Below are 14684 nucleotides of genomic sequence, written 5' to 3'. Positions count from 1 at the left end.
AAAAATAATCGGCCTTGACACTAATATGGTAGGCCACAATTTCATTATTGTATAGGTCTTTAATGGCGGACAAATAGAGCTTTTGCCCATTAAAAATCAAATATGTAATATCTGTCACCCATTTCTCGTTTGGCTTTGACGCGTGGAAATCTCGGTTTAGATGATTGTCCGAAATCACATAAGGCTCTTTCTTTCCGTAATAAGGCCGTTTCTTCCGAATCACCGCCCGGATTCCCATCTCCCTCATCAGCCTTTGTACTCGTTTATGGTTGATATCCAGTTTGTATTTCCGTTTCAGCCAAACTTTGACTCTCCGATACCCGTAGATTCCTTTCACTTCTTCATGGCACTCTTTGATTTTTTCCTTTAGCTGCTCGTCTTCCAAGTGCTTCCGAGAAGGGCGTTCCTGTCGTTTTACCCACTTGTAATACCCACTTCGAGACACTCCTGCAATCTCACATAATTGTTGAATCGAACCATAAACCCCTGCCATTTCTTGAATGATCACGAACTTCTTGTGAGCTGGTACGGCTTCCATTCCCCCTTTCACATCTTTAAAAGCTTTTTTAGCATCTCTACTTCCGCCTCAAGACGCTTGATTTCCGTTTCAGGATCTTCTGGACGAGTTCTCGGTCTTCCTTTGCTTGGTCCTTTTGCCTTCCCTCGTTTTTCCTCTAGACCTTGTATTCCTTCCTGTTCATAATATTTGACCCATCGACGTACCATGGAATGATCAATCCCTAATTCTTTAGCCACTGTTTTGTAGCCCATGCCCTCTTTCAAATATAAATCCACTGCTTTCTTTTTAAACTTTACATCATATGTTTTTCGTATTTTCCCCATAGAAAAATCCCCTCCATAGTAGACAGATTAATTGTCTTTCTTTTTTCTGTCTACTATAAGGGGATCATATCAGCATAAGGTGGGCTCATTTTTTCACGATATGGGACAACGCAAGTGCAAAAATTAACAGTGCTCCTTTTATCATATCTTGGGCGTAGTACGGGACGTTCATCATCGTCAGCCCATTTAACAATACGCCAATGAAAATCGAACCGAGCAACGTGCCGATGACGTTTGGTTTGCCAGCTCCAAAAACAGAAAAACCGATAAAGGCAGCAGCGACGCCGTCCATTAATAGTGATGCGCCCGCGGACACTTGTCCTGTGCCGATGCGTGAAGCAAGCACAATGCCGCCTAGAGCAGCAAACACGCCGCTGATGATATACGCATACGTGCGGTAGCGGTCAACAGGAATGCCGGTGAGACGGGCCGCTTCGCGATTTTCCCCCGTCATATAAAATAAACGCCCTGTTTTTGTATATGTTAAAAAAAGATGAGCGACGATGACAAGCAAAAGCATAAGCAATACGGAAAACGGGACGCCAAACAGTTCCCCTTGTCCGATAAATAAAAACGATGGAATAAATTTACCCGGCGCCACGCCGCCTTCTGGAAGCGGCATATCGTTATAAATCGAAAATCCTTTCGTATATGTGAGCTGCGCGCCGTTGACGATATACATGACCGCTAACGTCGCTAATAAATCGGGCAAGCGAAGGCGAATAATGAGAAACGCATTGAGCAGCCCAACGAGCGCTCCGAGAAGAAGCGGAACGGCAAGGGCTACGAAAAGTTCTTGACGATGTAAAACGAGCGCGGAGGCGCTTGCGATCGTCGCTAAACTGACCGTTGAGCCGACCGATAAATCGAATCCATCGACAATTAACGAAAACGTAATGCCGATCGCAACGAGCGTCACAATCGAAATAGAGCGCAAAATGTCGCTAAAATTGGCGTACGTGAAAAACGAATCGAGCGAGAAGCTAAAAAAAGCGATGACAATGATGATGGCGAGTATCGTTCCGTATTTATATAAAAATTTCATCCTATTCCACCCCCTGTCATGTCATAGACGAGCTGTTCATATGTCGCCTCGTGTGCGTCCATTTTTTTGACGAAGCGTCCGTCGACCATGATGTAAATTGTATCGGCGATATGAAGCAGTTCTTGACACTCGCTCGTTAAGTAAATGATTGCTTTTCCTTTTTCAGCAAGCGAGCGAATGATGGCAAATACTTCTTCTTTCGCGTGTACGTCAATGCCTTTTGTCGGCTCATCAAAAATAAAGACATCGCCATTCGTTTGTAGCCATTTCCCGATGACGACTTTTTGTTGATTGCCGCCGCTTAAGTTTTTCACAAGCGCCGTCGGCGAGGACGGACGAATATGTAACGATGAAATCATGCTTGTGGCGATCGAGCGCTCCCGTCGTTTGTCGATCCATTGCCATGGGGTGATATTTGACAATAAACGCACCGTGATATTTTTTTCAACTGTTTCGTTCATAAAAAGCCCTTGTTTTCGCCGTTCTTCAGGAATGAAACAAACGCCCGCTTCAATCGCGTCTTTTGGCGAGTTCCACGTTTGCTTTTTTCCATTCAATATGCGTTCGCCTGTCGTTTTTACGTGAGCGATCATACTTTCGGCGAGTTCTGTTTTTCCAGCGCCAACGAGGCCGGCGATGCCGACAATTTCACCACGCCGAACAGCAAGATCGACCGTCGTGTTCGTTTTTGGAATGTACAATTGTTTTACTTCAAAAATCGTTTCTTTGCTTATGTTGCGCACACGCTCATTGCGCACCTCCGTTTGCCGTCCGACCATATGGCGCACGATGTCTTCTGTCGTGAGCGACACATCGCCTTCGTAAACGACGGTACCGTCTCGTAAAATCGTCACGCGATCGCATATGCGTTTCACTTCGTGCAATTTATGCGAAATGTAAATAAAAGACACCCCTTGCGCTTTTAGCTGTTCGATCATCGCGAATAGTCGTTTCGTTTCTTCTTCGCTTAACGAGGCGGTTGGCTCATCTAAAATAATGTAGCGAGCGGAAGAAGAAAGAACGCGCGCAAGTAAAATGAGCTGTTTTTCATGAAGCGTGCACGTTTGCACCGCCGCATCAGGCGACAAATGCGCTAAGCCGACGCGCTCAAGCAGCTGTAAAACATCTTCGCGCTTTTTCGTTTTTGAAACGAACATATGTTTTTGCGTGACAATTTGTTCAGCGAGAATATTTTCATACACGGACAAAGCAGGGAATAATGCCGCATCGACTTCTTGCACGACATGTCCGATGCCTGCCTGTTTCGCATCTTTCGGGGAAGAAAATGTATGCGTCTTTCCGTCTATTTCAATCGTTCCGCCCGTCGGCTGCAAGACGCCAGCTAAAATGTTCATTAACGTGCTTTTCCCTGCTCCGTTCATACCTAAAAGGGCGTGAACTTCGCCCGGTTGGACATGAAAGTTCACGCCGTTTAATACGACCACATCGCCAAACGCATGGACGATTTGTTTCATGCGTAAACCGCTCATTGTTTTTTCACCTTTTCCTCGAGCGTTTTCATCCATGGAGAAACAGCAACATTCGACTGTCCCCAGCCCGGAATGTAGTTGTGCAACTCGTTCATCGTAATCGACGTATTTGGCAAGTCGGAGCGTTTCACTAAATGCGGCTCAAGTGAATAAATGTTTGGTGTTTTTTCCCCGGCAATTTTTTGATACGCAAAGCGCACTTGAACGCGGCCGACTTCGGCTGGATCAGTTGCCGTTGTTGCGACCCATGGGCTATTTGGTTGTTGAATGATTTGTAAATCTTCATCGCTTAAGTCGATGCCGTACACTTTAATTTCTGTTCGGCCCGCTTGTTGAATGGCGCGCGTCGCTCCTTTGGCGAACTCATCCCATGTCGCAAACACTGCGTCGATGTCGCCTTTGTTCGGATATTTTTTCAAAATCGCTTCCATTTGCGTTTGTGTATCTAAAGCAGTATTGGCGCTTGCGGTGCCGAATTTCGCTACTTCTTTAATATTCGGATACCGTTTTTGAAATGCTTCGTAAATGACGTGGCGGCGTTCCATCGGCGTAAAGCCACCGACCCAAATGGTGACGATTTCTCCTTCACCGTTTAAATCTTCCGCTAACGTTTTTAACGTTTTCCATGCTAGGCTGTAATCGTCTTGGTCAATGACGGTTACACCTGGAATGTTTAAGTCGTTATCGAACGCGACGACGTGAATGCCTTTGGCGAGCGCTTTTTCAACCGGTGCTTTTAGCGCATCCGCGCGCCCGTGGTCTAATAAAATCGCATCGACGTTTTGGTTGATCGCCGTTTCGACGTACGATGCCATTTTCGTTAAATCGTTATCAGCGTTATAAATTTGCACGTCACCGCCAAATTTCGCGACTTGTTCTTTCACGCCTGCGATGTATTGCGATGAAAACGTACCGATCGACATTTGCATAATTGCCGCAATTTTTATTGGTTTGTTTAGTGCGGGTGGAATGTCGGCTGCGGTTTCAGTTGTTTCGTTCGTTTGTTTCGTTTCTTCTTTCGGCTGCTCTGTCGGTTTTGAGACGGCGTCTTGTTCATTCGTGCACCCGACTAATAGCGCGAATAAAAGCACGATCATTGCCCATATGTTTCTCATGCAAAAACCTCCTCAAATAATGTCGGTAGCTTCGTTTCATAATCGCCGGACACGATACCTTTTTCAGTAATAATGCCGGTAATGAGTTCATGCGGTGTGACATCAAATGCCGGATTGTAGACGTTCACATCCGGTGCGATGCGCACGTCGCCGATATGTGTGACTTCTTCTTTCGCTCGTTCTTCAATCGGAATGTCGTCGCCTGTTTTCGTTTGTAAGTCGATCGTCGATAGCGGAGCGGCGACATAAAATGGAATGTTGAACGCGTTCGCCAAAATAGCTAAGCCGAACGTGCCGATTTTGTTCGCTGTATCACCGTTGGCAGCGATGCGGTCCGCCCCGACGATGACAGCGGAAATGTGCTTTGCTTTCATCGTTTGTGCCGCCATGTTATCCGTAATGAGCGTCACATCGACACCAGCTTGTGAAAGCTCCCATGTCGTGAGTCTTGCCCCTTGTAACACCGGTCGTGTTTCGCAAGCGTACGCATGAAGCGAAATGCCTTTTTCTTTCGCTAAATGAAACGGGGCAAGCGCTGTACCGTAACGGGCTGTCGCAATCGCCCCCGCGTTGCAAATCGTCATGATGCGGTCGCCGTCTTTGAAAAGCGAGAGGGCGTGTTCGCCGATGCGGCGGCAGACGTCTTCATCTTCCACTTGCATGCAAATCGCTTCATGAATAAGCGTCGTTTTCGCCTCGTTGACGGATGTGGCGTTTGCGACGCTTTTCATAAGCCGGTCAAGCGCCCAAAATAAATTGACGGCGGTCGGGCGCGAGCTTGCTAAATAGTCGCGGTCGCGCTTTAAGTTGGCGTGAAATTGTGCCAAGTCGTTCGTTTCATACGATTTCGCCGCCAGCGCTAACCCGAATGCGGCCGTCATGCCGATCGCTGGCGCCCCGCGCACTTTTAACGTGACGATGGCGTCCCATACGTCTTTTATATTTTTTAACTCTAAATATTCAGTCTTATGAGGCAACGCTTGTTGGTTTAAAATCGTTATATGTGTATCGTGCCATTGTACCGATTTCATCATTTTCCTCCTAGCTGTTGACATGCACCGTTTGTTGTACAAGACGTTTGAAATCTTTGGTCGTTAATTTGTTTCGCTGCACGATGAGTTCACGTCCGAGACGGAGTGCATGACGTTTGGCGTCAAGCCGGCGTTCAAGCGGCAATTCATCGAGGTCCGCCACATGCGCTAAACCGATCGTGCGGCGAATGACTTCACAGCCTGCAAAGCCGATCGCCTCAGCGAGCGCGTCGTTTACGATGTCATCGAGCACGAAAGAAACGCGCGCATACGGTTCGTTGCTTTCGCGCCAAAGCTCAGCAAACGTGCGGGCAAAGACGTCCCACGTTTTTTCAATATGAGCAAAGAGCGGTGCGCGTTCGCTCTCATAGCGAGAGAGGGCGTTTAATAGTAAATTGGCAAAAAATTGCCCTAAATCAAAGCCGATCGGACCGTAAAAGGCAAACTCCGGATCGATCACTTTCGTTTCATCGTCGCTTGCAAAAATGCTTCCGGTATGTAAATCACCATGAAGCAACACATCCGCTTTCGTTAAAAAGAGCCGTTTTAATTTCGCTGTTTCGCGCCGAAGCACATCATCTTGCCAAAGTTGTTCGACGTCTGTACGAAGCTCTGCCTCAAAGTTGTTCGTGTCATGGTCAAAAAACGGGTCGGTAAAGACGAGATCTTCCGTAATTTTACATAGTTCAGGGTTTGTAAATTGCTGCGCAAGCTTCTTTTTTTGTTGTTGATTCATGCCGAAATCCGACGTGTAAAACGCTGTTTTGGCGACAAATTCGCCGATATGTTCCGATAAACGCGGGAACGTTTTTCCTTCGATCAGCCCGCGGCGTGCAATTTGTAAATGCGACAAATCTTCCATCACTGTAATAGCTAAAGTCTCATCGGAATAGTACACTTTCGGAACATAGTGAGGAACGTAGCTAGCGAACGTGCGCAACGCTTGGCTTTCGATCGTTGCCCGTTTTAATGTAAGCGGCCAGCTTTCGCCAACGACTTTTGCATACGGCAACGCTTGTTTAATGATGATGCTGTCGTTTGTTCGTTCGTTGACGATGCGAAACACGAGATTTAAGTTCCCGTCGCCAATTTCTTGACTTGAAAGAAGCGCATCTTCTCCAAATAGCCCTAAACGAACAGCGAGGGCAATCGCTTTTTGTTCTGTCAATGGTTCGTACATACACATGCCTCCTCCCAAAATAAAAAACCTCTTTCGCTGAACGAAAGAGGTTTGAAGTTTGCTTCGCACCTCTTATCTCTCAGCCTACTGCTGCAAGAATTAGCACCGTGCGTCATCCGCCGGTTGCCGGGCTTCATCGGGCTCGTCCCTCCACCTGCTCTTGATAAGAGTGTTTATCATTATTTAAATGTTTTGAACAGTGAAAAAGTTTCGTGAATTCGCTTGATTCGAATCATACATCGCTTTATGCTTGTTTGTCAATCCCTTTTTTCAAAAATTTTATACACATCTGGGCGACGATCGGCAAAAATCGGGATGCGCGCGCGCACGTCTTGCACTTCGTTTATGTCGATATTCGCCACAATGACCGTTTCTTGTTCGTCTCCTTCGGCAAGAATGTTTCCCCACGGATCAATGATCAGCGAATGTCCAGCAAACTCGTTGTTCGGGTCTTTTCCCGCGCGGTTGCAAGCGACGACGTAACATTGATTTTCAATTGCCCGCGCCGTTAATAGCGTGCGCCAATGATGAAGGCGAGAAAGTGGCCATTCGGCGACGACAAACAATACTTCTGCGCCATGTAGCGCATGCGCGCGAATCCACTCTGGAAAACGAATGTCGTAACAAATGACGCCGGCACACGTCGTTTCATCGAGCGAAAATAGCCCCATCGTTTCTCCAGCTTGCAAATACATATGTTCGTCCATCAATTGGAACAAATGAAGTTTACTATATTCGCCAACGATGTTGCCGTTGCGATGGACGACATACATCGTATTTGTCATTCGTTCGTTCGTTTTTTTCGCGACCGATCCGCCGACGATATGCACATCGTACGTGCGCGCAACGGATGCGAGAAACGCTTTTGTTTCTTCCCCGTTTTCATCGGCAATATGAGTAAGCCTCGTTAAATCATAGCCCGTCGTCCATAGTTCAGGCAAAACGATGACGTCAACGTCACGAGCGATTTGTTCGATGTAGCGCAAGGCGGTTTGTTTATTTTTTTCGGGTGCTCCGAACGCAATATCCATTTGTATGCAAGCGATGTTCATGTCATTCACCTCAATAAAAAAAATTTCCTTTACATTTTGATTTTTACGATATATGATAACTGACTAGAATTTCAACCTTTTTGTGAAGTAGGTGTGAAAAAAATGAAAACATTTCCACAATCGAACGTGTTACAGCAACTGCCGAAGCAATTTTTTGCTTCGCTCGTGCAAAAAGTACAGGCGGTCATCGCTGAAGGGCACGATGTCATTAATCTTGGGCAAGGAAATCCCGACCAACCGACGCCGGCGCATATTGTGCGCGCGATGCAACAGGCGGTGGCAAATCCTATGTATCATAAATATTCGCCGTTTCGCGGCTATTCGTTTGTAAAAGAGGCGGTCGCCACGTTTTATCAACGCGAATACGGGGTGACGATTGACCCAGAAAAAGAAGTTGCCATTTTATTTGGCGGAAAAGCTGGGCTTGTCGAAATGCCGCTTTGTTTATTAAACCCGGGCGACGTGGTGCTCGTTCCCGATCCCGGATACCCTGACTATTGGTCAGGGGTGGTGCTTGCGCGGGCGCGCATGGAAATGATGCCGCTGCGAGCGGAAAACAACTTTTTGCCAAACTACGATGAGCTGAACAAAGACATCGTTCGAGAGGCAAAGCTCATGTTTTTAAACTATCCGAACAATCCGACAGGCGCGACAGCAACGGAATCGTTTTTTCAAGAAACCGTTTCGTTTGCGGAAAAACATCACATCGCTGTCGTGCACGATTTTGCGTATGGGGCGATTGGCTTTGATGGGAAAAAGCCGATAAGCTTTTTACAAGTCGAAGGGGCAAAAGACGTCGGTATTGAAATTTATACGTTTTCGAAAACGTACAATATGGCAGGGTGGCGCATCGGCTTTGCGGTCGGCAACGAAAGCATGATTAAGGCGATTAACGTGCTCCAAGACCATTTGTACGTCAGTATTTTCGGCGCCATTCAAGAAGCGGCAGCAGTCGCGCTGCTCGAGTCGCAACAATGCGTCGCTGAGCTTGTCGCCACATATGAAGCAAGACGAAATACGTTTATTCATGCTTTACGTGACATTGGCTGGGACGTCCAAGCGCCATCAGGATCGTTTTTCGCCTGGCTTCCGGTGCCAAACGGCTATACGTCTGAGACGTTTGCCGAGCTGTTGCTCAAAAAAGCGCACGTTGCGGTCGCTCCAGGGATCGGTTTTGGTGAACATGGGGAAGGCTATGTGCGCACAGGGCTACTGACGAGCGAAGAAAGGCTAAAAGAAGCGGCTTGGCGCATCGGGCAACTGCAACTTTTTTAAAAAAATGATTGACAAACGCCACATGTGCTGTCATAATTCGAATTAAATTTATGAAAAACGAACTGTTCAAAAAATTAAATATATTGCAAATTCTTATCAAGAGTAGGCGGAGGGACGAGCCCGATGAAGCCCGGCAACCGACTTAAACAGCTGTTTAAGCACGGTGCTAATTCTCGCAGCAGTGCGCTGAGAGATAAGAAGAGACGAACGATGAAGCCTCTTCTTATGAAGAGGTTTTTTATTTGTAAAGGGGTGGACATATGATTACCGCAACATATTTGATTCATGACGACAAAGATCTAGCGAAAAAAGCAGAAGGTATCGCGCTTGGACTGACTGTCGGATCGTGGACTGATTTGCCGCAGCTTGAACAAGAACAGTTAAAAAAACATAAAGGGATCGTTCAGTCGATCGAAGAGCTAGAGGAAGACGAGCGTGTCAATGCGTTTTTTGGAAAGCGACTAAAACGTGCGCTCGTGCGCATTTCGTATCCGAGCGTCAATTTTAGCGCTGATTTTCCAGCCATTTTGACAACGACGTTTGGCAAATTGTCGTTGGACGGAACGATTAAACTTGTTGACTTAACGTTTTCGGACGAACTGAAGCGCGCTTTTCCCGGCCCGCGCTTTGGCATTGACGGCATTCGTGAAAAACTTGGCGTCTTTGACCGTCCGCTTGTCATGAGCATTTTTAAAGCGGTCATTGGGCGCGATTTACGATACGTCACCGAACAATTAAAATGGCAAGCGCTTGGCGGTGTCGACCTCGTCAAAGACGATGAAATTTTATTTGACAACGACTTGACGCCGTTTGACAAGCGCATCATGGCAGGAAAACGAGCGCTTCAAGACGTGTACGAACAAACAGGGCACCGAACGTTATATGCGGTGAACTTAACCGGAAAAACGTTTGAGTTAAAAGAAAAAGCGAAGCGGGCAGCAGATCTTGGCGCGGACGTATTATTGTTTAACGTGTTTACATATGGGCTTGATGTGTTGCAAGCGCTTCGTGAAGATGATGACATTCGTTTGCCGATTATGGCGCATCCGTCGTTTAGCGGAGCGATCGCCTCATCACACGTATATGGCGTAAGCTACGCTTTGCTTCTTGGCAAACTATTGCGCATGGCAGGGGCGGACTTTTCGCTCTTCCCATCACCGTACGGAAGCGTCGCCCTTGAAAAAGAACAGACGCTTGCGATCGCTCATGAATTAACGAAAGAAGAACCGTTTTTGCGCGCGTTTCCTGTCCCATCTGCCGGCATTCATCCAGGGCTTGTGCCGCTTCTTGTGCGCGATTTTGGCATTGACTCCATCATTAACGCAGGCGGTGGGGTGCACGGGCATCCGAGCGGAGCGGTTGGCGGTGGGCAAGCGTTTCGTGCCGCAATAGAAGCGGTGCTTGCTGGGCGTTCGCTTCATGACGCAGCAAAAGAAAACGAAGCGTTGCAACAAGCGCTTGACTTATGGGGGAGCGCATCGTGAAACCAATCATTTTTTGCGACTTTGACGGAACGATTACGTTAAACGACAACATTATTGCCTTAATGAAACAGTTTGCTCCGCCGGAGTGGGAAGCGATCAAAGATGATATATTAGCGCAAACATGTTCCATACAACAAGGGGTCGGGCGCATGTTTTCGCTGTTGCCGACGACGCTGAAAGAAGACATCGTGCAATTTTTGCTTCATACCGCGCGCATTCGCGACGGATTTTCCGACTTTGTTGCGTTTACGAACGAACGGCAAATCCCGCTTTATATTGTGAGCGGCGGCATCGACTTTTTCGTTTATCCGCTCCTGGACGGACTGATTGAAAAAGAGCGCATTTTTTGTAATAGCGCCGATTTTAGCGGGGAAACGATCCACATTACGTGGCCGTATGCGTGCGATGAACATTGTCAAAACGGCTGCGGATGTTGCAAGCCGTCGCTTCTTCGTAAACTCGCGCCAAAAGGGGCAAAAACGATCGTCATCGGCGACTCGATTACTGATTTAGCAGCGGCCAAACTAGCCGATCACGTCATTGCGCGCGACTTTTTGCTTGAAAAATGCCGTGAGCTAAACTTGCCGCATACGCCGTTTACGACGTTTTATGATGTCATTGACGCGTTAAAAGAAAGCGAGGTGATCGCGTGAAACAACAAAAATGGGCAGAGCTTGCCGAAGTGAAACGAGAGCTGGCGGCGCGCGACTGGTTCATGGCGACAAGCGGCAACTTGTCGCTAAAGGTGAGCGATGAGCCACTTACGTTTCTTGTCACCGCAAGCGGAAAAGATAAACGAAAAGAGACGGCGGAAGATTTTTTACTTGTTGGGGCGAACGGACAGCCAGTGGAGGCGACGCACTTGAAACCGTCCGCAGAAACGTTATTACATGTCGAAATTTACAACAAAACGAGCGCCGGGTGTGTGCTTCACGTCCATACTGTCGACAACAACATCATTTCGGAATGGTACGGCGAGGAAGGGGAAGTCGTTTTTACCAATCAAGAAATCATTAAAGCGTTCGGATTATGGGAAGAAGATGCGGCGTTTCGCATTCCGATTATTCCGAATTTCGCCCATATTCCGACGTTAGCAAAAGCGTTCGCCGACCATGTCCATGAAGATCGAGGGGCGGTGCTTATTCGCAACCACGGCATTACCGTATGGGGAAAAGATGCGTTTGAAGCGAAAAAGTTTTTAGAAGCTTGCGAGTTTTTATGTCAGTACTATGTAAAATTACTACTTTTAAAACGATAAGGGGGAGTATGGTATGGCAGTCATTAAAGTGCGCAACACAGGTGAAGTGATTGAAGGAAAGGAAAACGTCGCAGCGTTTTTAAATAAGCAAGGAGTGCTATATGAGCATTGGGATGCAAGGAAACTTCCAGCGCATTTGCAAAATAAATTCGTATTAACAGACGAAGAAAAAGCGGACATTTTAGCAACGTTTCAAACAGAAATTGAAGATTTAGCGAAGCGAAGAGGCTATCAAGCATGGGACGTTGTTGCCTTGTGCGAACAAACGCCAAATTTAGAAGAGTTATTGAAAAAATTTGAACAAGTGCATACGCATACGGAAGACGAAGTGCGGGCGATTGTTGCTGGTCATGGCATTTTCGTTATTAAAGGTGATGAACAAACAGGTTATTTTGACGTTGAACTTGAAGCGGGCGATGTCATTTCTGTCCCAGAAGGAAACCCGCATTTCTTTACGTTAATGGACGACCGCCAAGTCGTTGCCGTCCGCTTGTTTATTGATCCGTCTGGTTGGGTGGCGCATCCATATGAAGAAAAAGAAGGGGAATAACGCCCCTTCTATTTTTTTGTGAACAAGATGACGCCTGCAATCGTAATGAATGAACCGATCCATTGTGTCGCCGTTAACGTTTCCCCAAGTAATATGTATGCGAACAATGCGGTAAAAAGCGGGTTGAAATTTAAAAACATTCCTGCTGTTGTGGCACCGACTTGTTTTACGCCGACGTTCCAAAGAAACATCGCAAGCACCGTCGCTCCGACGCTCGTATATAAAATGGCCAATACAAACGAGATGTTGGCGTCATGGACAGAAAAAGAAGAAAGAAACGGCAACAACCCGATGACGCCAAAGACGCCGGACCAAAACGTCGCCGCAAGCGGAGAATACCATTTCATGACCGCTTTTGCGCAAGCGGAATAGACGCCCCAAATGATGACGGCTGCAAGCATCCACATATCCCCGACGTTTATATCCGATAGACGATGAAGTTGCCCGTGCGTCATCACGATCAGCACGCCAATGAGTGAGACGACCATCGCCAGACATTGACGGATCGTGAGCTTATCGCGGTAGGCAACGTATGCTACAAGCGCAATCGCTATCGGATTTAACGTTGAAATTAACCCGACATGGTCGGCTGATGTATGTTCAAGCGCTTGAAACATGAGGACGTTAAATAAGACGACGCCCGAAACTCCCATCGCTATAAGCGGTATCATACCTTGTTTTTGTAAACGAACGGATCGTTCTTTTCTCAACACGATCGGAAATAAAAAAAGGACCGCGATCGTCCAACGAATAAACGTTAACGAAAGCGGGGAGGCGTGCGCAACAAGCAGCTTGCTTGCGACAAAGTTGCCTCCCCATAAGGCGCTTGTCAATAAAAGAAGCATATAATATTTCGACATGTTCATCATCCTTAAAATGTTTCAATTAAAAACACCATGACTAATAGACCGGTAATAAAGGCATACGTTGACGATTTTTCATTTCCATCGCCATGGCTTTCCGGGATTAACTCTTTATAAATAATAAATAGCATCGCGCCAGCGGCAAACGCTAATCCGTACGGAACGAGCGACTGAACGACCGTGGTTAAATAAAAGCCGATGACAGAGGCGACAAGTTCAACGAACCCCGTTCCTGTTGCCATCAAAAACGCTTTTCCTCTTGATATATGTTGATTAAATAGAAAAAGCGCAACAAGCAATCCTTCAGGTGCATTTTGAAAGCCGATCGCTAGCGCAATTAAATCGCCGATATGGTTTTGTTCACCAGAGGCGTAGCTGACGCCAACAGATAAACCTTCTGGAATGTTATGAAGCGTAATCGCCGTAAGCACAAGCAACGCTTTTTGGTCGATTTTTATGCCGCTTTTTGTATGCGACAAGTCGATATGCGGCACAATGTCCTCAAGCAACGTTAACGTTAAGACTCCGACGCATAACCCAACCATAAGCGAAAAAAACGTTCCAGAAGAGAGCGCCTCAGGAATTAGCCCAAGCATCGACGCGGCCATCATAATGCCAGCTGTAAAAGCAAGCAACATATCGCGCCATTTGTGCGTTAATGAGCGCGACAAAAATAAAATCGGAACAGCGCCAGCTCCTGTCGCTAGCGCAGATAATGTGCTTCCGATCAGCATGTCAACCATAATCAACCTCCTAACGGAAGACGAACGGTAATCGTCGTTCCTTTATTTTCTATACTATAAATGTCGATCGTTCCTTCATGCATGTCAACGATTCGTTTACATACGACAAGCCCAAGCCCTGTTCCTGTTTGTTTCGATGTCATAAACGGCTGAAATAATTTGTCGCTCACTTGTTTTGGAATGCCGCATCCTGTATCTACAACGTGCAACACCGCCCAATCGTTTTGTTTCGTCAACGAAATCGTCAATTGTCCGCCGTTTGACATCGCTTCGATCGCATTTTTTGCTAAATTTAAGACGACTTGTTTTAAATGATCTTTTGAACAACGAATCGGCAGCGGCACATCGGCACGTTGAAACGTATAGACGACGTTATGTAAATGCGCTTGCGACTCAATCATCGGATGAATGCTTTGAACAATGCGGTTGAGGTCGCATGTCTCAAGCTTTCGCGCTGTCGGCTTGCCGAGAATTAAAAATTCGTTCACGATATCATTAATCCGTGTAATTTCGTTTTGAATGACGGAAAAATAAAGCTGTGATTCGTTATCTTTATGTTTTTCACTTAACAGTTGAATAAACCCTTTAATGCCAGCGAGCGGGTTGCGAATTTCGTGCGCGGTGCTGGCGGCGAGGGTGCCGATCAGCTCGAGCTTTTGCGCTTCCGTCTCCATGCGTTCCATCATCGTTTGCCGCTTTAATAGCCAATATTGAATGAATAACCAAATAATATGTATCTCATATTTCGCACCTTG

At 46.7% G+C, this 14684-nt stretch carries 16 protein-coding genes and 2 riboswitches; of the genes, 5 read left to right on the top strand and 11 right to left on the bottom strand.

Annotated features, from left to right (window positions below):
• The 8 genes from ABEV15_RS08035 to ABEV15_RS08000 all read right to left on the bottom strand — a co-directional run.
• Nucleotides 1-538: IS3 family transposase (locus ABEV15_RS08035; RefSeq protein ID WP_498852903.1), on the bottom strand; the 538-nt coding region annotated here is incomplete at its 3' end.
• A gap of 8 nt (nucleotides 539-546) precedes the next feature.
• Nucleotides 547-843: a transposase gene (locus ABEV15_RS08030; RefSeq protein ID WP_498852902.1), complete on the bottom strand. Its 297-nt coding sequence runs from the start codon at nucleotides 841-843 to the stop codon at nucleotides 547-549.
• Between the two features lie 85 nt (nucleotides 844-928).
• A complete protein-coding gene (locus ABEV15_RS08025; RefSeq protein WP_498852901.1) occupies nucleotides 929-1888 on the bottom strand; it encodes an ABC transporter permease in 960 nt (319 codons plus the stop codon).
• Nucleotides 1885-3378, bottom strand: a complete 1494-nt coding sequence (locus ABEV15_RS08020; RefSeq protein WP_498852900.1) for a sugar ABC transporter ATP-binding protein — start codon at nucleotides 3376-3378, stop codon at nucleotides 1885-1887. Before ABEV15_RS08020 ends, ABEV15_RS08025 begins: the two co-directional genes overlap by 4 nt.
• On the bottom strand, nucleotides 3375-4493 hold the full coding sequence (locus ABEV15_RS08015) for a sugar ABC transporter substrate-binding protein (RefSeq protein WP_498852899.1): 1119 nt from the start codon (nucleotides 4491-4493) through the stop codon (nucleotides 3375-3377). Before ABEV15_RS08015 ends, ABEV15_RS08020 begins: the two co-directional genes overlap by 4 nt.
• Entirely contained in the window at nucleotides 4490-5527 is a 1038-nt protein-coding gene (mtnA, locus tag ABEV15_RS08010) for an S-methyl-5-thioribose-1-phosphate isomerase (protein WP_498852898.1), read from the bottom strand. The genes ABEV15_RS08015 and mtnA overlap by 4 nt, the downstream gene beginning before the upstream one ends.
• Before the next feature lie 7 nt (nucleotides 5528-5534).
• The gene (gene mtnK / locus ABEV15_RS08005; RefSeq protein WP_429632121.1) at nucleotides 5535-6704 is read right to left on the bottom strand and encodes an S-methyl-5-thioribose kinase; all 1170 of its coding nucleotides are present in this window, start codon (nucleotides 6702-6704) and stop codon (nucleotides 5535-5537) included.
• Nucleotides 6705-6773: 69 nt separating this feature from the next.
• Nucleotides 6774-6874, bottom strand: a riboswitch (SAM riboswitch).
• Between the two features lie 87 nt (nucleotides 6875-6961).
• On the bottom strand, nucleotides 6962-7756 hold the full coding sequence (locus tag ABEV15_RS08000) for a carbon-nitrogen family hydrolase (RefSeq protein ID WP_498852897.1): 795 nt from the start codon (nucleotides 7754-7756) through the stop codon (nucleotides 6962-6964).
• Nucleotides 7757-7858: 102 nt separating this feature from the next.
• Here ABEV15_RS08000 and ABEV15_RS07995 point away from each other — a divergent pair, with 102 nt between their 5' ends.
• From ABEV15_RS07995 to ABEV15_RS07975, 5 genes are all read left to right on the top strand, one after another.
• Entirely contained in the window at nucleotides 7859-9031 is a 1173-nt protein-coding gene (locus ABEV15_RS07995) for a pyridoxal phosphate-dependent aminotransferase (RefSeq protein WP_429632117.1), read from the top strand.
• A gap of 90 nt (nucleotides 9032-9121) precedes the next feature.
• Nucleotides 9122-9231, top strand: a riboswitch (SAM riboswitch).
• A gap of 60 nt (nucleotides 9232-9291) precedes the next feature.
• A complete protein-coding gene (gene mtnW / locus ABEV15_RS07990; protein WP_498852896.1) occupies nucleotides 9292-10515 on the top strand; it encodes a 2,3-diketo-5-methylthiopentyl-1-phosphate enolase in 1224 nt (407 codons plus the stop codon).
• Nucleotides 10497-11168, top strand: a complete 672-nt coding sequence (locus ABEV15_RS07985; RefSeq protein ID WP_498852895.1) for a 2-hydroxy-3-keto-5-methylthiopentenyl-1-phosphate phosphatase — start codon at nucleotides 10497-10499, stop codon at nucleotides 11166-11168. Before mtnW ends, ABEV15_RS07985 begins: the two co-directional genes overlap by 19 nt.
• The gene (locus ABEV15_RS07980; RefSeq protein ID WP_429632111.1) at nucleotides 11165-11773 is read left to right on the top strand and encodes a methylthioribulose 1-phosphate dehydratase; all 609 of its coding nucleotides are present in this window, start codon (nucleotides 11165-11167) and stop codon (nucleotides 11771-11773) included. Before ABEV15_RS07985 ends, ABEV15_RS07980 begins: the two co-directional genes overlap by 4 nt.
• 13 nt (nucleotides 11774-11786) lie before the next feature.
• Complete coding sequence (locus ABEV15_RS07975) at nucleotides 11787-12323, top strand: 1,2-dihydroxy-3-keto-5-methylthiopentene dioxygenase (RefSeq protein ID WP_429635423.1); 537 nt, start codon at nucleotides 11787-11789, stop codon at nucleotides 12321-12323.
• Nucleotides 12324-12331: 8 nt separating this feature from the next.
• Here the strand turns inward: ABEV15_RS07975 and ABEV15_RS07970 are convergent, their stop codons facing one another.
• From ABEV15_RS07970 to ABEV15_RS07960, 3 genes are all read right to left on the bottom strand, one after another.
• Complete coding sequence (locus ABEV15_RS07970) at nucleotides 12332-13183, bottom strand: DMT family transporter (protein WP_429632107.1); 852 nt, start codon at nucleotides 13181-13183, stop codon at nucleotides 12332-12334.
• An 11-nt stretch (nucleotides 13184-13194) separates the two neighbouring features.
• Entirely contained in the window at nucleotides 13195-13929 is a 735-nt protein-coding gene (locus tag ABEV15_RS07965; protein ID WP_498852894.1) for a ZIP family metal transporter, read from the bottom strand.
• A 2-nt stretch (nucleotides 13930-13931) separates the two neighbouring features.
• A partial coding sequence (locus tag ABEV15_RS07960) for an ATP-binding protein (protein ID WP_498852893.1) occupies nucleotides 13932-14684 on the bottom strand: 753 nt, incomplete at its 5' end.

This window comes from Bhargavaea massiliensis (assembly GCF_050480245.1).
Taxonomy (GTDB): domain Bacteria; phylum Bacillota; class Bacilli; order Bacillales; family Anoxybacillaceae; genus Anoxybacillus.
This window is presented reverse-complemented; position numbering and strand designations above follow the sequence as displayed.